General features: G+C 72.7%; 12 protein-coding genes, 1 tRNA gene and 1 pseudogene. 5 read left to right on the forward strand and 9 right to left on the reverse strand.

The features are described 5' to 3' along the window. Positions 1 to 42 precede the first annotated feature (42 nt). From ACGFZS_RS43150 to ACGFZS_RS43175, 6 genes are all read right to left on the reverse strand, one after another. Positions 43 to 543: a hypothetical protein gene (locus ACGFZS_RS43150; RefSeq protein WP_365694021.1), complete on the reverse strand. Its 501-nt coding sequence runs from the start codon at positions 541 to 543 to the stop codon at positions 43 to 45. Between the two features lie 64 nt (positions 544 to 607). Beyond that, complete coding sequence (pth, locus tag ACGFZS_RS43155; protein WP_393799732.1) at positions 608 to 1,225, reverse strand: aminoacyl-tRNA hydrolase; 618 nt, start codon at positions 1,223 to 1,225, stop codon at positions 608 to 610. A 74-nt stretch (positions 1,226 to 1,299) separates the two neighbouring features. Then, the gene (locus ACGFZS_RS43160) at positions 1,300 to 1,896 is read right to left on the reverse strand and encodes a 50S ribosomal protein L25/general stress protein Ctc (protein WP_393799733.1); all 597 of its coding nucleotides are present in this window, start codon (positions 1,894 to 1,896) and stop codon (positions 1,300 to 1,302) included. Positions 1,897 to 2,092: 196 nt separating this feature from the next. Next, on the reverse strand, positions 2,093 to 3,073 hold the full coding sequence (locus ACGFZS_RS43165; RefSeq protein ID WP_393664623.1) for a ribose-phosphate diphosphokinase: 981 nt from the start codon (positions 3,071 to 3,073) through the stop codon (positions 2,093 to 2,095). A gap of 141 nt (positions 3,074 to 3,214) precedes the next feature. After that, positions 3,215 to 4,663: a bifunctional UDP-N-acetylglucosamine diphosphorylase/glucosamine-1-phosphate N-acetyltransferase GlmU gene (gene glmU, locus ACGFZS_RS43170; RefSeq protein ID WP_393799734.1), complete on the reverse strand. Its 1,449-nt coding sequence runs from the start codon at positions 4,661 to 4,663 to the stop codon at positions 3,215 to 3,217. A 116-nt stretch (positions 4,664 to 4,779) separates the two neighbouring features. Further along, positions 4,780 to 4,851 (reverse strand) — tRNA-Gln (locus ACGFZS_RS43175). 303 nt (positions 4,852 to 5,154) lie between these two features. Between ACGFZS_RS43175 and ACGFZS_RS43180 the strand changes: the two genes are divergently transcribed. Then, a complete protein-coding gene (locus ACGFZS_RS43180) occupies positions 5,155 to 6,486 on the forward strand; it encodes a sensor histidine kinase (RefSeq protein ID WP_393664619.1) in 1,332 nt (443 codons plus the stop codon). A gap of 182 nt (positions 6,487 to 6,668) precedes the next feature. On the opposite strand, the gene ACGFZS_RS43185 is transcribed toward ACGFZS_RS43180, so the two are convergent. Next, on the reverse strand, positions 6,669 to 7,166 hold the full coding sequence (locus ACGFZS_RS43185) for an SUKH-3 domain-containing protein (RefSeq protein WP_393799735.1): 498 nt from the start codon (positions 7,164 to 7,166) through the stop codon (positions 6,669 to 6,671). Between the two features lie 64 nt (positions 7,167 to 7,230). Beyond that, complete coding sequence (locus ACGFZS_RS43190; protein WP_393799736.1) at positions 7,231 to 7,770, reverse strand: YwqJ-related putative deaminase; 540 nt, start codon at positions 7,768 to 7,770, stop codon at positions 7,231 to 7,233. 298 nt (positions 7,771 to 8,068) lie between these two features. Between ACGFZS_RS43190 and ACGFZS_RS43195 the strand changes: the two genes are divergently transcribed. Beyond that, on the forward strand, positions 8,069 to 9,052 hold the full coding sequence (locus tag ACGFZS_RS43195; protein WP_355716192.1) for an HNH endonuclease: 984 nt from the start codon (positions 8,069 to 8,071) through the stop codon (positions 9,050 to 9,052). Positions 9,053 to 9,059: 7 nt separating this feature from the next. Beyond that, entirely contained in the window at positions 9,060 to 12,056 is a 2,997-nt protein-coding gene (locus tag ACGFZS_RS43200; RefSeq protein WP_393799737.1) for an SUKH-4 family immunity protein, read from the forward strand. A 458-nt stretch (positions 12,057 to 12,514) separates the two neighbouring features. Here the strand turns inward: ACGFZS_RS43200 and ACGFZS_RS43205 are convergent. After that, positions 12,515 to 12,809 (reverse strand): annotated as a pseudogene (locus ACGFZS_RS43205) (alpha-amylase family glycosyl hydrolase); the annotation flags it as partial. Here ACGFZS_RS43205 and ACGFZS_RS43210 point away from each other — a divergent pair. After that, a complete protein-coding gene (locus tag ACGFZS_RS43210; protein ID WP_393799738.1) occupies positions 12,802 to 12,996 on the forward strand; it encodes a hypothetical protein in 195 nt (64 codons plus the stop codon). The pseudogene ACGFZS_RS43205 and the gene ACGFZS_RS43210 overlap by 8 nt on opposite strands. A 61-nt stretch (positions 12,997 to 13,057) precedes the next feature. Then, the gene (locus ACGFZS_RS43215; RefSeq protein ID WP_393799739.1) at positions 13,058 to 14,158 is read left to right on the forward strand and encodes a hypothetical protein; all 1,101 of its coding nucleotides are present in this window, start codon (positions 13,058 to 13,060) and stop codon (positions 14,156 to 14,158) included. The last annotated feature ends 174 nt before the right edge of the window (positions 14,159 to 14,332 follow it).

Below are 14,332 nucleotides of genomic sequence, written 5' to 3' on the forward strand. Positions count from 1 at the left end.
GCGGTGCCCCCGGGGTCGTACACCCCGGGGGCACCCGTCGTCTCACTGCAGGGCGGCGAACGCCGCGGTGAGCAGCGCGATCCCGGTACCGCCGAGGATCCACGCCACCCGCGTCAGCCGCAGCCCGCCGGCCACCACCACCGACGCCAGCAGCAGCGCGCCGCCCAGCGGCACCCAGGAGTACAGGACCCCGGCGGGGCCCGACCGGACCACCTCGTCGGTGCCGGGCTTCACGATCACGTCGTAGGTCTGCCCCTTGCGCACCGCGACCGACTTGTCGATGACGACACTGGCGCGCTTCGACGCCCCGGCCGAGACCGGTGTGAACGGGCCCGTGCAGGTGTCCGCACCGCACGCGGACACCTCGATCGTGCCCCGCTCCTTGCCCTTGGTCAGCATCACGTGCTGCGCCGTGCCCCAGGACCCCCACACCCCGGCGACGAGGATCAGCACGGCGACCGCGCCCATCGACACGACACGCAGCGCGTCGACCGGAGCCGTACGGGAGGAGGCGGCGGAGGCAGCAGGCATGGCCGGGATCATTGGCCATTTCCCTACGGTCGGTCAACTGCCGTGGGGGACAGGCAGGGTACGAGCAGGTGACAAGTCAGGAGTTGTACGTGCTTTGCGCCCGCTCCAGACCCTCGGTCACCAGCGCCTCCACCGCGTCGGCCGCCCGGTCCACGAAGTAGTCCAGTTCCTTGCGCTCGGTCGAGGAGAAGTCCTTCAGCACGAAGTCGGCGACCTGCATCCGGCCCGGAGGGCGCCCGATCCCGAACCGCACCCGGTGGTAGTCGGGGCCCATCGCCTTCGTCATCGACTTCAGCCCGTTGTGCCCGTTGTCCCCGCCGCCCAGCTTCAGCCGGAGGACGCCGTAGTCGATGTCCAGCTCGTCATGGATCGCGAGGACGCCCGCGAGCGGCACCTTGTAGAAGTCCCGCAGCGCGTTCACCGGCCCGCCGGAGAGGTTCATGAACGACATCGGCTTGGCCAGGATCACCCGCCGGTTCGCCGGTCCGGGCGCCCCGATCCGCCCCTCCACGACCTGTGCCTGCGCCTTCCCGGCCCGCTTGAACTTCCCGCCGATCCGCCCGGCGAGCAGGTCCACGACCATGAAACCGACGTTGTGCCGGTTCGCCGCGTACTCGGGCCCGGGGTTGCCGAGACCGACGATCAGCCAGGGGGCGTTGGCGGGGGAGCCGCCTGCGGGGGTGGTCACGTCCATGTCTCCTTGATACGCGCCAGCCGCCGCTCCCGGGAGGAAGCAGCGGCTGACGAACGATGAAACGAAGGTGAGGATCAGGCCTCCGCGGCCTCGTCGCCCTCGGCGGCCTCGCCCTCCGGGGCCTCCTCGGCCTGCGCGGCCAGGACCTGGAGGACGACGGTGTCCTCCTCGACGGCCAGGGTCACGCCGGACGGCAGGGTGATGTCCTTGGCGAGGACGGAGGCGCCGGCCTCCAGGCCCTCGACCGAGACGGTGACGGCCTGGGGGATGTGGGTGGCCTCGGCCTCGACCGGAAGCGCGTTGAGCACGTGCTCCAGCAGGTAGCCGCCGGGGGCCAGCTCGCCCTCGGTGTGCACCGGGATCTCGACCGTGACCTTCTCGCCGCGCTTGACCAGCAGCAGGTCGACGTGCTCCAGGTAGCCCTTGATCGGGTCGCGCTGCACGGACTTCGGGATCGCCAGCTCGTTGGTCTTGCCGTCGATGTCCAGGGAGATCAGGACGTTCGGCGTGCGCAGCGCGAGCAGCAGCTCGTGGCCCGGGAGGGTGAGGTGCAGCGGGTCCGAGCCGTGGCCGTACAGGACACCGGGGACCTTGCTGTCACGGCGGATACGGCGCGCGGCACCCTTGCCGAACTCGGTGCGCGACTCGGCGGCGATCTTGACCTCAGCCATGTGATCACTCCTCGTAGAGGTAGAAGCGGACGTGGTCACCCGGCCACGAACGGCCTGCTACGAAGAGCGCGTCGATAACGGAGGCGTGGCCTCCCTCGCCGAGCAACTTGAGAAGTCTACTCGGCGCGGGAGGCCACGGAGAAATCGATCAGCGCCCGCCGGGCGCGGGGCGATCATGCAGAAGCGTTTTTACAGCTCACTGCTCGTCGAAGAGGCTCGTCACCGAACCGTCCTCGAACACCTCGCGCACCGCGCTCGCGATGGTCGGCGCGATCGACAGCACCGTGATCTTGTCCAGGTCGCGGCTCAGCTCACCCGGCGTCGGCAGCGTGTTCGTCAGCACGAACTCGCTCACCCGGGAGTTCTTCAGCCGGTCCGCCGCGGGGCCGGAGAGCACACCGTGCGTGGCGGTCACGATGACGTCCTCGGCGCCGTGCGCGAACAGCGCGTCGGCCGCCGCGCAGATGGTGCCACCGGTGTCGATCATGTCGTCGACCAGGACACACACGCGCCCCTTGACCTCACCCACGACCTCGTGGACGGTCACCTGGTTCGCCACGTCCTTGTCGCGCCGCTTGTGCACGATCGCCAGCGGCGCGCCCAGCCGGTCGCACCACCGGTCGGCCACCCGCACCCGGCCGGCGTCCGGGGAGACGATCGTCAGCTTGTCCTTGTCCACCTTGTTGCCCACGTAGTCCGCGAGCAGCGCAAGGGCGAACAGGTGGTCGACCGGGCCGTCGAAGAAGCCCTGGATCTGGTCCGTGTGCAGGTCGACCGTGAGAATCCGGTCCGCGCCCGCCGTCTTCATCAGGTCGGCGATGAGGCGCGCCGAGATCGGTTCACGGCCCCGGTGCTTCTTGTCCTGCCGCGCGTAACCGTAGAACGGCACGATGACGGTGATGGAGCGTGCCGACGCGCGCTTCAGCGCGTCGATCATGATCAGCTGCTCCATGATCCACTGGTTGATCGGAGCCGTGTGGCTCTGGATCACGAAGCAGTCGGCTCCACGCGCCGACTCCTGGTACCGGACGTAGATCTCGCCGTTCGCGAAGTCGAAGGCCTTCGTCGGGACGACCCCGACACCCAGCTGGTGGGCGACCTCCTCGGCAAGCTCGGGGTGGGCGCGGCCGGAGAAGAACATCATCTTCTTCTCGCCGGTCGTCTTGATCCCGGTCACAGCACTGTCTCCTCAGAGGTGTGTCAGCCGTACAGCAGGCTGTCCAGCGACCTCTCGGCTGGGCGCGAGAGGCCGAATCAGCTGGTTAGGTGCGGGTGTGCACTTATCACGGTACGACGTCTTCGGCGCACCTGTTTCCGGTCAGTCCTCGCTCGCGCCCTGCCGGGACGCCGCCTCGGCGGCCTTCGCCGCCGCGCTCCCCGGACGCTTCCGGGCCACCCAACCCTCGATATTCCGCTGCTGACCGCGGGCCACGGCCAGCGAACCGGGCGGCACATCCTTCGTGATCACGGACCCGGCGGCGGTGTACGCACCGTCCCCGACCGTGACAGGCGCCACAAACATGTTGTCCGAACCCGTCTTGCAGTGCGACCCGACGGTGGTGTGGTGCTTGTTCTCGCCGTCGTAGTTCACGAACACGCTGGCCGCACCGATGTTCGAGTAGTCGCCGATGGTCGCGTCGCCCACGTAGGAGAGGTGCGGAACCTTCGTCCCCTCCCCGATCGTGGCGTTCTTCGTCTCGACGTACGTGCCGATCTTGCCCTTCGCCCCCAGCCGGGTCCCCGGCCGCAGGTAGGCATACGGTCCCACGGTCGCGTCCGGACCGATATGGGCGGAATCAGCCACCGTGTTGTCGACCCGCGCCCCGGCGCCGACCCGGGTGTCCTTCAGCCGGCTGTTCGGCCCGACCTCCGCGCCCTGCCCCAGATGCGTGGCGCCGTGCAGCTGCGTCGCCGGGTGCACCACGGCGTCCTGCTCGAACGTCACCGTCACGTCGATCCAGGTCGTCGCCGGGTCCACGACCGTCACGCCGGCGAGCATGGCCCGCTCCAGCAGCCGGTCGTTGAGGATCCGGCGGGCCTCCGCCAGCTGCACCCGGTTGTTGATGCCGGCGATCTCCCGGTGGTCGACGGCCACCGAGGCCCCCACCCGGTGCCCGGCCTCCCGCAGGATGCCGAGCACGTCGGTCAGGTACTCCTCGCCCTGGCTGTTGTCGGTCCGCACCTTGCCCAGCGCGTCCGAGAGCAGCTGCCCGTCGAAGGCGAACACACCTGAGTTGATCTCCCGGATCGCCCGCTGCTCCGCGGAGGCGTCCTTGTGCTCGACGATGGCCGTCACGGTCCCCGAGGCGCCGTCGCGCACGATCCGGCCGTACCCCGTCGCGTCCGGGACCTCCGCCGTCAGCACGGTCACGGCGTTGCCGTCGGCGTGATGCGTCCCGGCGAGCGCCGTCAGCGTCTCCCCCGTCAGCAGCGGGGTGTCCCCGCAGACCACGACCACGGTGCCGTCGACCGCGCCGCCCAGCTCCTCCAGCGCCATCCGCACGGCGTGCCCGGTGCCGTTCTGCTGCTCCTGAACGGCGGTACGGACGTCGGCGTCGACCTCACCGAGATGCGCGGCGACCTGCTCCCGCGCGTGCCCGACGACGACGACCAGGTTCTCGGGGTCCAACTCACGGGAGGCGGCGAGCACATGACCCACCAGGGAACGGCCACAGATGTCGTGCAGGACCTTGGGTGTGGCCGACTTCATACGGGTGCCCTCACCCGCTGCGAGAACGACGACGGCTGCCGGGCGAATGGCGCTCACGGAGTTGCCCTTCGGCTTTTGGATGGTGGGGGTGACATCCGCAGGATACCGGGGCGTTTCGTGGGGGACATGGGAGCGGGCCCTGACGGTGCTGTCAGGGCCCGGACCGGGTGTTGCTCCCCCGCCAGGACTCGAACCCGGACAAATGGCACCAAAAGCCACGGTGCTGCCAATTACACCACGGGGGAATAAGATCGACGGAACCGGACATTCTGCCAGGCCGTCGAGTGGCGCTCCCTACTATGCCGTACCGGGTGCCCTCGATGCGACGGTACAGATCCGTACACAGCGGGACGGCGGCCGCCGCGTCCCCTTCCCTCCCAACTCCCGGGACTCCCGAGTGGAATGGCCGATTCCGGGGTCGAACGTGCGGGGTTCGGCAGTTCGAGGGATACCGGTGGGTTTCGGTGCTGTTCGGTTACGGAGTGTGGTGTAGGCCAGTAGACGAAACTCACCGGAAAAGCCCGCCCCCACGCCCGTAGGCTGGACGCATGACCACGACGGGGGCAGACCACGCGACGGCCTTGACCGGGCCGTGGTGGTGGTCGCGGTGGCGCAGTGCGGTTCTGGACGGGGCGCTCGCCCTGGTGTCGGCGCTGGAGTGCGGAGCGGAGGGGATCCCGTTCGCGCGGGACGCGGGGGTCCCGCTGTCGGCGGGGATCGTGTTCGGGCTGCTGGCCGGATCCGTGCTCCTGCTGCGGCGCAAGTGGCCGATCGCCGTCGTCCTGGTCTCGATCGCGATCACGCCGGCCCAGATGGGCTTCCTGATGGGCATCGTCGGCCTGTACACGCTGGCCGCGGCGGAGCTGCCGCGCCGGATCATCGTGGCGCTGGCGGGCATGTCGCTGGTCGGGATGCTGATCGTGACCTTCGTGCGGGTGAAGCAGGACATGGCCCGCGGCGATCTGACGCTCGGCGACTGGTTCGTGCCCTTCGCGGCGGTGACCACCTCGCTGGGGCTGACCGCCCCGCCGGTGCTGCTCGGCCTGTACGTGGGGGCGCGGCGCCGGCTGATGGAGAGCCTGCGGGAGCGGGCGGACAGCCTGGAGCGGGAACTCCAGCTGCTCGCGGAGCGGGCCGAGGAACGCGCCGAGTGGGCGCGGGGTGAGGAACGGACCCGGATCGCGCGGGAGATGCACGACGTCGTGGCGCACCGGGTGTCCCTGATGGTGGTGCACGCGGCGGCGCTGCAGGCGGTGGCGCGCAAGGACCCGGAGAAGGCGGTGCGCAACGCGGCGCTCGTCGGCGACATGGGGCGGCAGGCGCTGACGGAACTGCGCGAGATGCTGGGCGTGCTGCGCTCGGGCGAGGGGATACCCGGTCGTACGGCCCCGGCCTCGGCGTCCGCTCCGGCGTCCGCGGCGGTGCCGTTGGCGGCGGTCGGGGCGGCGGCCGCGGCGGCCGCCTCGCGGGTGGTCGAGGACGACGGGCCCTGGCTGTCGGAGCTGGAGGTGCTGATCGGGCAGTCGGCGGCGGCCGGGATGGTGGTGGACCTGTCGGTGGAGGGGGAGATCCGCTCGTACACGGTGGAGATCGAGCAGACCGCGTTCCGGGTGGTGCAGGAGGCGCTGACGAACGTGCACAAGCACGCGGCGGGCGCGAAGACGCACGTACGGCTGGCGCACCGGGTGGCGGAGATCGCCATGCAGGTGGAGAACGAACCGCCGCCGGAGCCCGCCTCGGCCGCCTCGGCGGGGCTGCCGTCGGGCGGGAACGGTCTGGTGGGGATGCGTGAGCGGGTGCTGGGGCTCGGCGGGGTGTTCGTGTCGGGGCCGACGGACGCCGGGGGTTTCCGGGTGTCGGCGGTGATCCCGGCGGCCTGAAGGCCGGTCCGGTCGGGCGTGGGCCGTCGTTTCGGTCGGGCGTGGGCCGCTGGTCGGTCAGCCGTGGGTCGTCGCGCGTGGATGGTCAGCCGGTTCGGTCAGGCGTGGGTCGTCGCGCGTGGATGGTCAGCTACGCGTGGTCGGCTGTGGGTCGTCACGCGTGGGTCGTCACGCGTGCGTGGTCAGCTGTGTGTGGTCAGCCGCTGGGGTTCGACGCCCGCGATGAGTGTGGTGAGCGCGTGGTCGATGTCGGGGCCGACGTACCAGTCGCCGGTGTGGTCGAGGGTGTAGACCCGGCCCTCGGCGTCGATGGCGAGCAGGGAGTGGGTGTCGGTCTCCGCGCCCAGCGGGCAGATCTCGGTGTGCAGGGCGCGTCCGAGGTCGCCGAGGGTGCGGGCGAGATGGAGGCCGTGCAGGGGGTCGAGATGGAGGGCGGCGGGGGCGATCTGACGGCCGGGACCGCCGGGGGTGATCCGCAGGCCCCCGAACTCGGCCCAGGCCTCCACGGCGGCCGGGAACACGGCGTGCCGGTGCCCGGCGGGCGAGGTGTGCTCGCGCAGGGTGTCGGCCCAGACCTCGGCCTGCTTTATGTCCCAGCGTCCGGGCTGCCAGCCGGCGGCGCGCAGCGCGGCGTCGACGGGCACGGAGAAGCGCGTGGTCGTGGTGCGGTCGGGGTGCATCTGCCCTTCGTTCGTGTGTGGTGCGGGTGCGGGTGTGTGCCGTGGGGCCGGGGCGCGGGGTGCGTCAGTCGTCGGTGGCGGTGGGGTCGACGACGCGGACCCCGAAGTGGGCGGTGAGCGCGGCACAGGCCCGGCAGGGGGCGGCGAAGCTGCCGTGCAGGGGGTCGCCGTCCTCACGTATGCGGCGGGCGGTGAGCTTGGCCTGCTTGAGGGCCCTGCGGGCCTCGCCGTTGGTCATGGGTTTGCGCAGGGCGCGTTTGCTGCGGGCGCCGTCCGCGGCGCTGATGTGCCGGGAGATGAGGATGGCCTCGGCGCAGCGGCCGGTGAAGCGGTCGCGCTGCCCGCTGGGCAGGGTGTCGAGGAACTCCTGGACCAGCGGGTGCAGCGGGGGCGGCTGGTCGCCGCGGGCGGCGGTGCCGGTGAGGGTGGCGCCGCGGACCGAGAGGGCGGCGGCGACGGTGGGCAGAATGCCGTCGCGGCGGTGCTGGAGGGTGGGCACGGGAGGTATGTCGGTGCTGCTCCAGCCGATGCGGGGGTCGCCGTTGAAGGCGCCGTGGCCTGCGCCGGACATGGCGGTGTGCGGTCCCGTCTGTGTGCCGTTCATGATCGTCTTCCCCTCCCGGGCATCCCCCCGAAAGTCACAGACTGCCAAATCCCGTGGCGGGTGCGGTAGCTGGGGCGGTGCGACACGCCCGGGTTTGGGCACGCTGTCACGGCGGGGTGACGGCTGGTCACGGAACCGGAGGGCCGATGACCGGGGTTCGCGTACCGCATAGGCTGTCGGCACCGCGATGGGCGCGGTCGACGCGTCTGGGACGTGGGAGAGACAGCCGGATACGGGCCGTGGCGCGCCGCAGGGGTGTGGTACCGGTTCGTACAGAGTGCCGCAGGGGGCAACCGTCATGACGACAGGTCGGCTCGGGCAGGCCGCGCCGCCGAACGTGGCCTACGCCGGGCAGGTCGTGCATTTCCCGGATCCGGTCCGGGCGGCACGTCACCCGAGAGGGGTACGTGTCGATGAGCGCGGCTACCCCGACTTCTCGCCCTACGCGCGTGCGGCGGCGGAGATCGCCGACCCGCCGGAGGGTTTCGGCGTCGACGAGTTGCGGCTGACGGACTTCGTGTCCGCGAACGCGGTGCAGGCGGCCTCCGGCCATGAGCTGTGGGACACGGTGCCGGCGGTGGCGACCCCGCACGGCTGGACCTGGCACCACGTGGTGGGCTCGCGCCGGCTGGAGCTGGTCCCGGTCGAGGTGAAGGCGCTGCTGCGGCACCACGGCGGGGTGGCGACGACACGGGTCGACCAGGGCAAGCGCGGGACCCGGCCGCTGCAGGAGACGCGTCCGGCGCACTTCGGGTTGCCGAAGTCGGGTCTGGCGGTGACGGAGTCGCAGGTGCAGGGGGTCGAGGAGGACCTCGGGTACCGGCTGCCGGGCGCCTACCGCTCGTTCCTGAAGGCGGCGGGCGGCTGCGCGCCGGTGGGCACGGCCCTCGACGCCGAACTCGGACTCCTGCTGGACCAGCCGTTCTTCACGGTCCGCGACGAGGCGGCGGTGAACGACCTCGTGTACGTCAACAAGTGCCTGCGCGACCATCTGACCAAGGACTACCTGGGCGTCACCTTCGTCCAGGGCGGTCTGGTCGCGGTGAAGGTGAAGGGCGACCGGCTGGGCTCGGTGTGGTTCTGCGCGTACGACGACGTGCGCGACGTGGACCCGTCGTGGTCGCCGGCCGAGCGCGTGGAGCGGCTGCTGCTGCCCTGCGGTGAGGACTTCGACGTGTTCCTGTCGCGGCTGGCGGGCTCCCCGCCGGAGCTGGAGACGGTGGCGAACCTGATGGTGGACGGCGGTTTCGCGCACGCCGTTCCCGCCGGCGCGGGGGAGTGAGTTCGGCATGGTGACGTTCGCGCAGGCGCAGGAGCGCGCGGAGGAATGGGTCAACGGGGACGTGCCCGCGTACCAGCATCGTGAGGTGCGGGTACGGGAGTTCGGCCTCGGGTTCGTGGTGTGGGGCGAGGACCGGGCGGAGGGCCCGCGCTCCGACGCGGGCGGGCAGCGGCTGGTCATCGCCCGCGACAGCGGCGAGGCCACGCTCTGGCCGGCGCTGCCGGTGGGCGAGGTGATCCGCCGGTACGAGGAGGAGTACGGCCGTGAGGCCGAGGTCGCCGACGCGGTACCGGCACCGGCGGCCCGGGTCGACCTCAACCAGACGTCGTTCCTGTTGAGTCCCCCGGAGTGGCTCCAGGAGGCGGCGGACAAGCTGGGTATTCCGGACCGGCGAGCGGGGGCCGACGGTGAGACACCGGTCGGGCTCGCCGAGACACAGGCGGGGGTGCCGGCGGCTTCCGGCGGCGCGGGTGCGGGGGTGAGCGCGGGCGTGAGCGCCGGTGCGCTCAACGTGCCCGCCGGTGCGACTCCTTGGGCCGGTACCGACACCAACGCCGACGCCGGTGACGACCGTTCCGTCCCGCTCCCCGCCACCGTCTTCGCGCCCCCGCTGAGCGACGCCGACGACGGCGCCCTGGGCGACGCCGAGACGGCACTGATGGCGGGCGGCAGCCAACTGCCGCCCACGGCGGTGTCCCCCGCGCTGGACGGCACGGAGACGCCGGCGGGGGTGCCCGGGGCGCCCGGCACACCGCAGGGCGGCAGCACGCCTCCGCCGTCTCCGCCGGGTGCCCAGTCGTACGGCTACCCGCAGGCACCGTCGGCTCCGGGCACGCCTCCCCCGGGCGCGCCCGGGTATCCCCAGCCGCCCGCGCCTTCCTACGGCTACCCGCAGGGGCCCGGTGCTCCGGGGTACGGCTATCCGCAGGCGCCCCAACCACCGGCCGCTCCAGCGACCCCGGCCACCCCGGCCACCCCGAGTCGGCCGCTCGCGCCGAACGCGGGTGACATAGCGGACGCCGCGACGAGCAGGGCCGCGCCGCCTCCGCGCAGGGCACGTGGCGGTGCCGGTGCGCCGCCTCCGCCGCCGGGCGCACCCGGAACTCCGGGCACGTACCCCGGTGGTGCGCCTCAGCCGCCCGCGCCGGGTGGGCCGGTGGGCGGGTATGTGCCGACGCAGATGGTGTCCTCGCTGGGTCCCGAGGGACCGGACGGTCCGGCGGGCGCGGCACCGACGCCGGGCGCCCCCAACTCGCCCGGCATGCCGGGCACTCCACCCGGTACCCCTCCCGGCGACGCCCATCGCGCGGCCACGATGCTGGCCGACCCGAACGCACTGGGAGGGGGCGCTCCCGGCACGCCCAACCCGCCCGGCCCTCCCGGAGCCCCGAGCGCCCCACACGTACCCCCCGCCCCGGGTACCCCGCAGCCGCCGAGCACCCCCGGCGCTCCGGGTGCACCTTTCGCCTCCGGCGCACCACAAGCCCCAGGCGCTCCGGGTGGCCCGCAGCCTCCAGGCGTTCCCGGCGGTCCGGGTGCACGTTTCGCGCCTGGCGCACCACAGGCCCCGGGCGCTCCGGGTGCCCCGCAGCCGCCGAGCACCCCCGGCGCTCCGGGTGCACCTTTCGCGCCCGGCGCACCACAAGCCCCAGGCACTCCGGGCGCTCCAAGCAACCCGGGCGCTCCGGCTGCTCCCGGCGCCCCGCAGCCCCCGGGCGCCCCCGGTATGCCTCCCGCGCCCGCGCCGCAGGGCACTCCCCGTGGCGCTCCCCAGGCCTCCGCCGGAGGTGCGGGCGGGGCGGTGCACCATGCGGAGACCGTGCTGGCGGCGCCGCCGGTGAACGTCCCGGGCGGATACTCGCCCCCGCCCCCGTCCGCCCCCGGCGCACCACACGCCCTGGGCGCCCCCGGCATGCCTCCGGGCGCTCCGCAGGCGCCGTCGTCGATGCCGGCCGGTGCGATGCCGCCGCCCCCGGGACAGCCCGTGCCGGGGCAGCAGCCGCCGGCGTACGGGTATCCGCAGCAGGGGCAGCCGACCGTGGGCCCCGGCTACCAGGCGGTGCTGCGCTACCGGGCGCAGGACGGTTCGGAGCAGCAGCTGATCCGGCGTTCGGCGCCGGGCACCCCGCACCCGGAGTGGCAGATCTTCCACGAGCTGCGCGCCATGAACGTGCCGCCGGACCAGGTGCTGGAGCTGCACACGGAGCTGGAGTCCTGCGAACTGCCGGGCGCCTACTGCGCGCGGATGATCCGGGAGCAGTGGCCGCAGGCCCGGCTCGCGAGCATCGCGCCGTACGGGACGGATCACGCGAGCCGGCAGCAGGGCATGCGGCAACTCCTCGCCCACCAGGGCGAGTTGCACCAGGTCGCGGCGGGTCCCGCGCGTCCCGCGCCGGTGCGGGCGCCGCTGCCGCCGGTGCAGGCGGCGCCGCCGATCCCGCCGGAGGCGATCGCGCAGGAACTGGCGGCGGCGTTCGGGCCGGGCGTGTTCCGGTTCGAGCAGGCGGCGGTGGACCGGCAGGGTGTGCCGCCGGTCGTGGCGCACACGCTGGTGGCGGCGGGGCTGCCGCTGGACATGGGGCCGTTCTTCTGGGCGCAGGCCCAGCCGGGCCGCCCGGTGCCGACGCTGGCCGAACTGGCGCAGGAGCGCGGGGTGCGGCCCTCGCCGGACGCGGCGTCGTACCTCGTCATGGGCACCGACTTCGGCAAGGCGCTCTGTGTGCAGTACGGCACCGCGAACATCGTGGCCGTGCCGGTGGAGGCGGGCCCGGGAGGGGCCTCCGTGGCGCCGCAGTTCGTCAACACCGGGCTCCCGGAGTTCGCGCGCTGCCTGGCGCTGCTGGGCCGGATGTGGCGGCTCAGGTTCGGTCTGAACCAGGAGCAGGCGGGCCGCTGGACCGTCGACTTCCAGGCCCAGCTGGCCTCCCTGGACCCGGCGGCGCTCGGTTCGCCGGAGAGCTGGTGGTCGGTGCTGCTGGAGCAGATGTGGGACGGCCTGCTGTAGCCGGGGTGCCGTAGCGGGCAGTGAGGACGGCCGTGCGGGGCCGGTCCGGTCGGGTGACCGGGCCGGCCGGCCCCGCACCCCCGCGGGCATGACGGGCGGGCGGACTTCGCGCCGTACCGGGGCGAGTCCCTCGCCTGTGTGCGGCTGGTCGGTAACCTCGTTCGAACACTGCACTGCGGCGGGCAGTAAATCGGCGGTCATGCGCTGGTGAAGGCCCTGGCAGTCCGGGGGCTTGCTACACCGCGAGCCAAGCCGCCTGGTCCGGGGCCAGCCGGTCGTTTTCGACGGGACCGCTGGCCAGCCCAGGCAGATCAAGCCGGGTCCGCGGCGGAAGGCGATGACTGCGGTGGGGGTGTCGTCGCCGAGGGCGGGATGTTCGCGGCGCAGGCGGAGGTCGGCGCGGTAGAGCTCCAGCAGGGAGGTCGGGTCGCCGGTCTGGGCTTCCACCGTGCACGGTGCCCAGTCAGCGGGCTGGGGCAGCCAAGGCGAGGCCGTGGTGCCGTCGGGGCCGCGTCCGGGGCGGAAGATGTGGCGCTCGCGCTCGGGGTTGCCGGTGGCTGCGGCCAACGCCGGCCGGAACCAGGCGTGTTGGTCGGAGGTGTGGTGGGGGACGAGGTCGGGGACGATCCGGATGCCGTGCGCGTGGGCTTCGGAGATGAGCTGCTCGGACTCGGCGAGCGAGCCGAACAGGGGGTCGATCTCGCGGTAGCCGGCGACGTCGTAACCATGGTCCGCCTGTGGGGACTTGTACCAGTACCTCACCTCGCCGGAGCTGTTCACGCTGCCGCGGGCGCTCACCCGCTTCACCGACTCCTGCGGGGGCGAGATGTGGAACACCCGGCTGGCGGCCGCCACCATGACCGTCCTGCCGGTCCTGGTCGTCTTCGTCGTCGCCCAGCGCCGGTTCGTCGAGGGCCTGGCCCGCTCGGGCCTCAAATGAGCCCCGAGCCGGACGCCCGGAGATCTACCGGTCGTCACCCGAGCCGGACACCATCACTGCTATGACGATCACCACGGGCACCGTGTCCCCGCCCCCGCGCAACACCCTCGTCGCCCTCGCCCGGGGAATCCTGACCGGAGGGGTCGTCGGGGCGTCGCTGGCCGCCGTCGTCGTCGGTGCCGTCATCGAGAGCGCGCCGCTGTTCGTCGCGGGCTTGGTCCTGCCCGTCGCCTACGTCCTGCTCGTCCTCCTGGCCGGGGTGCCGAGGCTGGCCCGGGAGGCGGCGATCGCCCCGCACATGGCGCTCGCGATGGTCGAGAGCCGGGAGGCCGTCGGGGGCGAGGCGACGAGCGATGTGGCGGTGCGGTTCGATCTCACCGTCGCGCCGGACGACGTACCGGCCTACCGGGTCGCGTTCACGCAGAACGTCAACCTCGTGGACCTAGCCGACTACCGGCCGGGTGCCGTCGTGGTGGTCCAGTATCCGCCGGACCGGCCGTGGCGGGTGAGGATCGTGAAACGGCCGACACCGCTGTGGGAGGAACGGGTGGCCGACGCGCGCCTCGACTCGGCGCCCGGTCCGGCCATGGTGAGCGAGACTCCCAAGAGTTGTGCCGTAGGCCTCGTCATGCTGGTCGCCCTGCTGCTCGCCGCGGCCGGTGTGGTCCTGGGGTTCCGCGCCGAGCTGTTCGACGAGGGCGCTTCCGCGGGGTCCGGCTCCTCCTCGTCCACGTCCTCGTCCACGTCCTCGTCCACCACCGTGGTGTCGTCGGCCTCCGGCACGGTCTCCCTCGGCCCGGGCCAGTCGTTCCTCGACAAGGGCGAGTTGCGCAAGGCCGTCGGCGCGCTCACCAAGGGCACGGACGCACGCGCGGCGCTCACCGTCGTCGTACAGGACCGGCTGCTGTCCGTCGTGTACGCGCCCACCGGCTCCGAGGCGCCGACGTTCGCCCTGGATTCGCTGCCGTACGAACGTCTTCCCGCCCTGGTCGAGGAGGCGAGGACCGGGCTGGGGGTCGGTTCCCCGCAGACCTGGCAGATCACCGTGGAACGTCTCACGGGTTCGCTCACGGTCAGGGTCGGCGTGACGGGCCCGGACGGAACGGCCTCGCTGGAGGCGGACGGCGACGGCACCGTGGTGCGGCGCACCCCGGCTCGCTGAGGAGAAGGAGGCACACGGACCTGCGCGGACATCTGGTGCTGTGGTGCCCGGTGTTCGGCACCGTCGCGGTGGTCGGGTACGCCCGGTCACCGGCCGGGACGACGAAGGCGCAGCGGGCGGTGCGGGTCGTGGGGAGGATCGAGCGGGTCCGCGAGCCCCGGCACGGAAGCTCCG

It is taken from the genome of Streptomyces sp. NPDC048288, assembly GCF_043201555.1.
GTDB lineage: Bacteria > Actinomycetota > Actinomycetes > Streptomycetales > Streptomycetaceae > Streptomyces.

Excerpts from the sequence above, each read along its gene's own strand:
- ACGFZS_RS43150 (WP_365694021.1), bottom strand. The coding sequence starts at position 543 with ATGATCCCGGCCATGCCTGCTGCCTCCGCCGCCTCCTCCCGTACGGCT.
- pth (WP_393799732.1), bottom strand. The coding sequence starts at position 1,225 with ATGGACGTGACCACCCCCGCAGGCGGCTCCCCCGCCAACGCCCCCTGG.
- ACGFZS_RS43160 (WP_393799733.1), bottom strand. The coding sequence starts at position 1,896 with ATGGCTGAGGTCAAGATCGCCGCCGAGTCGCGCACCGAGTTCGGCAAG.
- ACGFZS_RS43180 (WP_393664619.1), top strand. The coding sequence starts at position 5,155 with ATGACCACGACGGGGGCAGACCACGCGACGGCCTTGACCGGGCCGTGG.
- ACGFZS_RS43185 (WP_393799735.1), bottom strand. The coding sequence starts at position 7,166 with ATGCACCCCGACCGCACCACGACCACGCGCTTCTCCGTGCCCGTCGAC.
- ACGFZS_RS43190 (WP_393799736.1), bottom strand. The coding sequence starts at position 7,770 with ATGAACGGCACACAGACGGGACCGCACACCGCCATGTCCGGCGCAGGC.
- ACGFZS_RS43195 (WP_355716192.1), top strand. The coding sequence starts at position 8,069 with ATGACGACAGGTCGGCTCGGGCAGGCCGCGCCGCCGAACGTGGCCTAC.
- ACGFZS_RS43200 (WP_393799737.1), top strand. The coding sequence starts at position 9,060 with ATGGTGACGTTCGCGCAGGCGCAGGAGCGCGCGGAGGAATGGGTCAAC.
- ACGFZS_RS43215 (WP_393799739.1), top strand. The coding sequence starts at position 13,058 with ATGACGATCACCACGGGCACCGTGTCCCCGCCCCCGCGCAACACCCTC.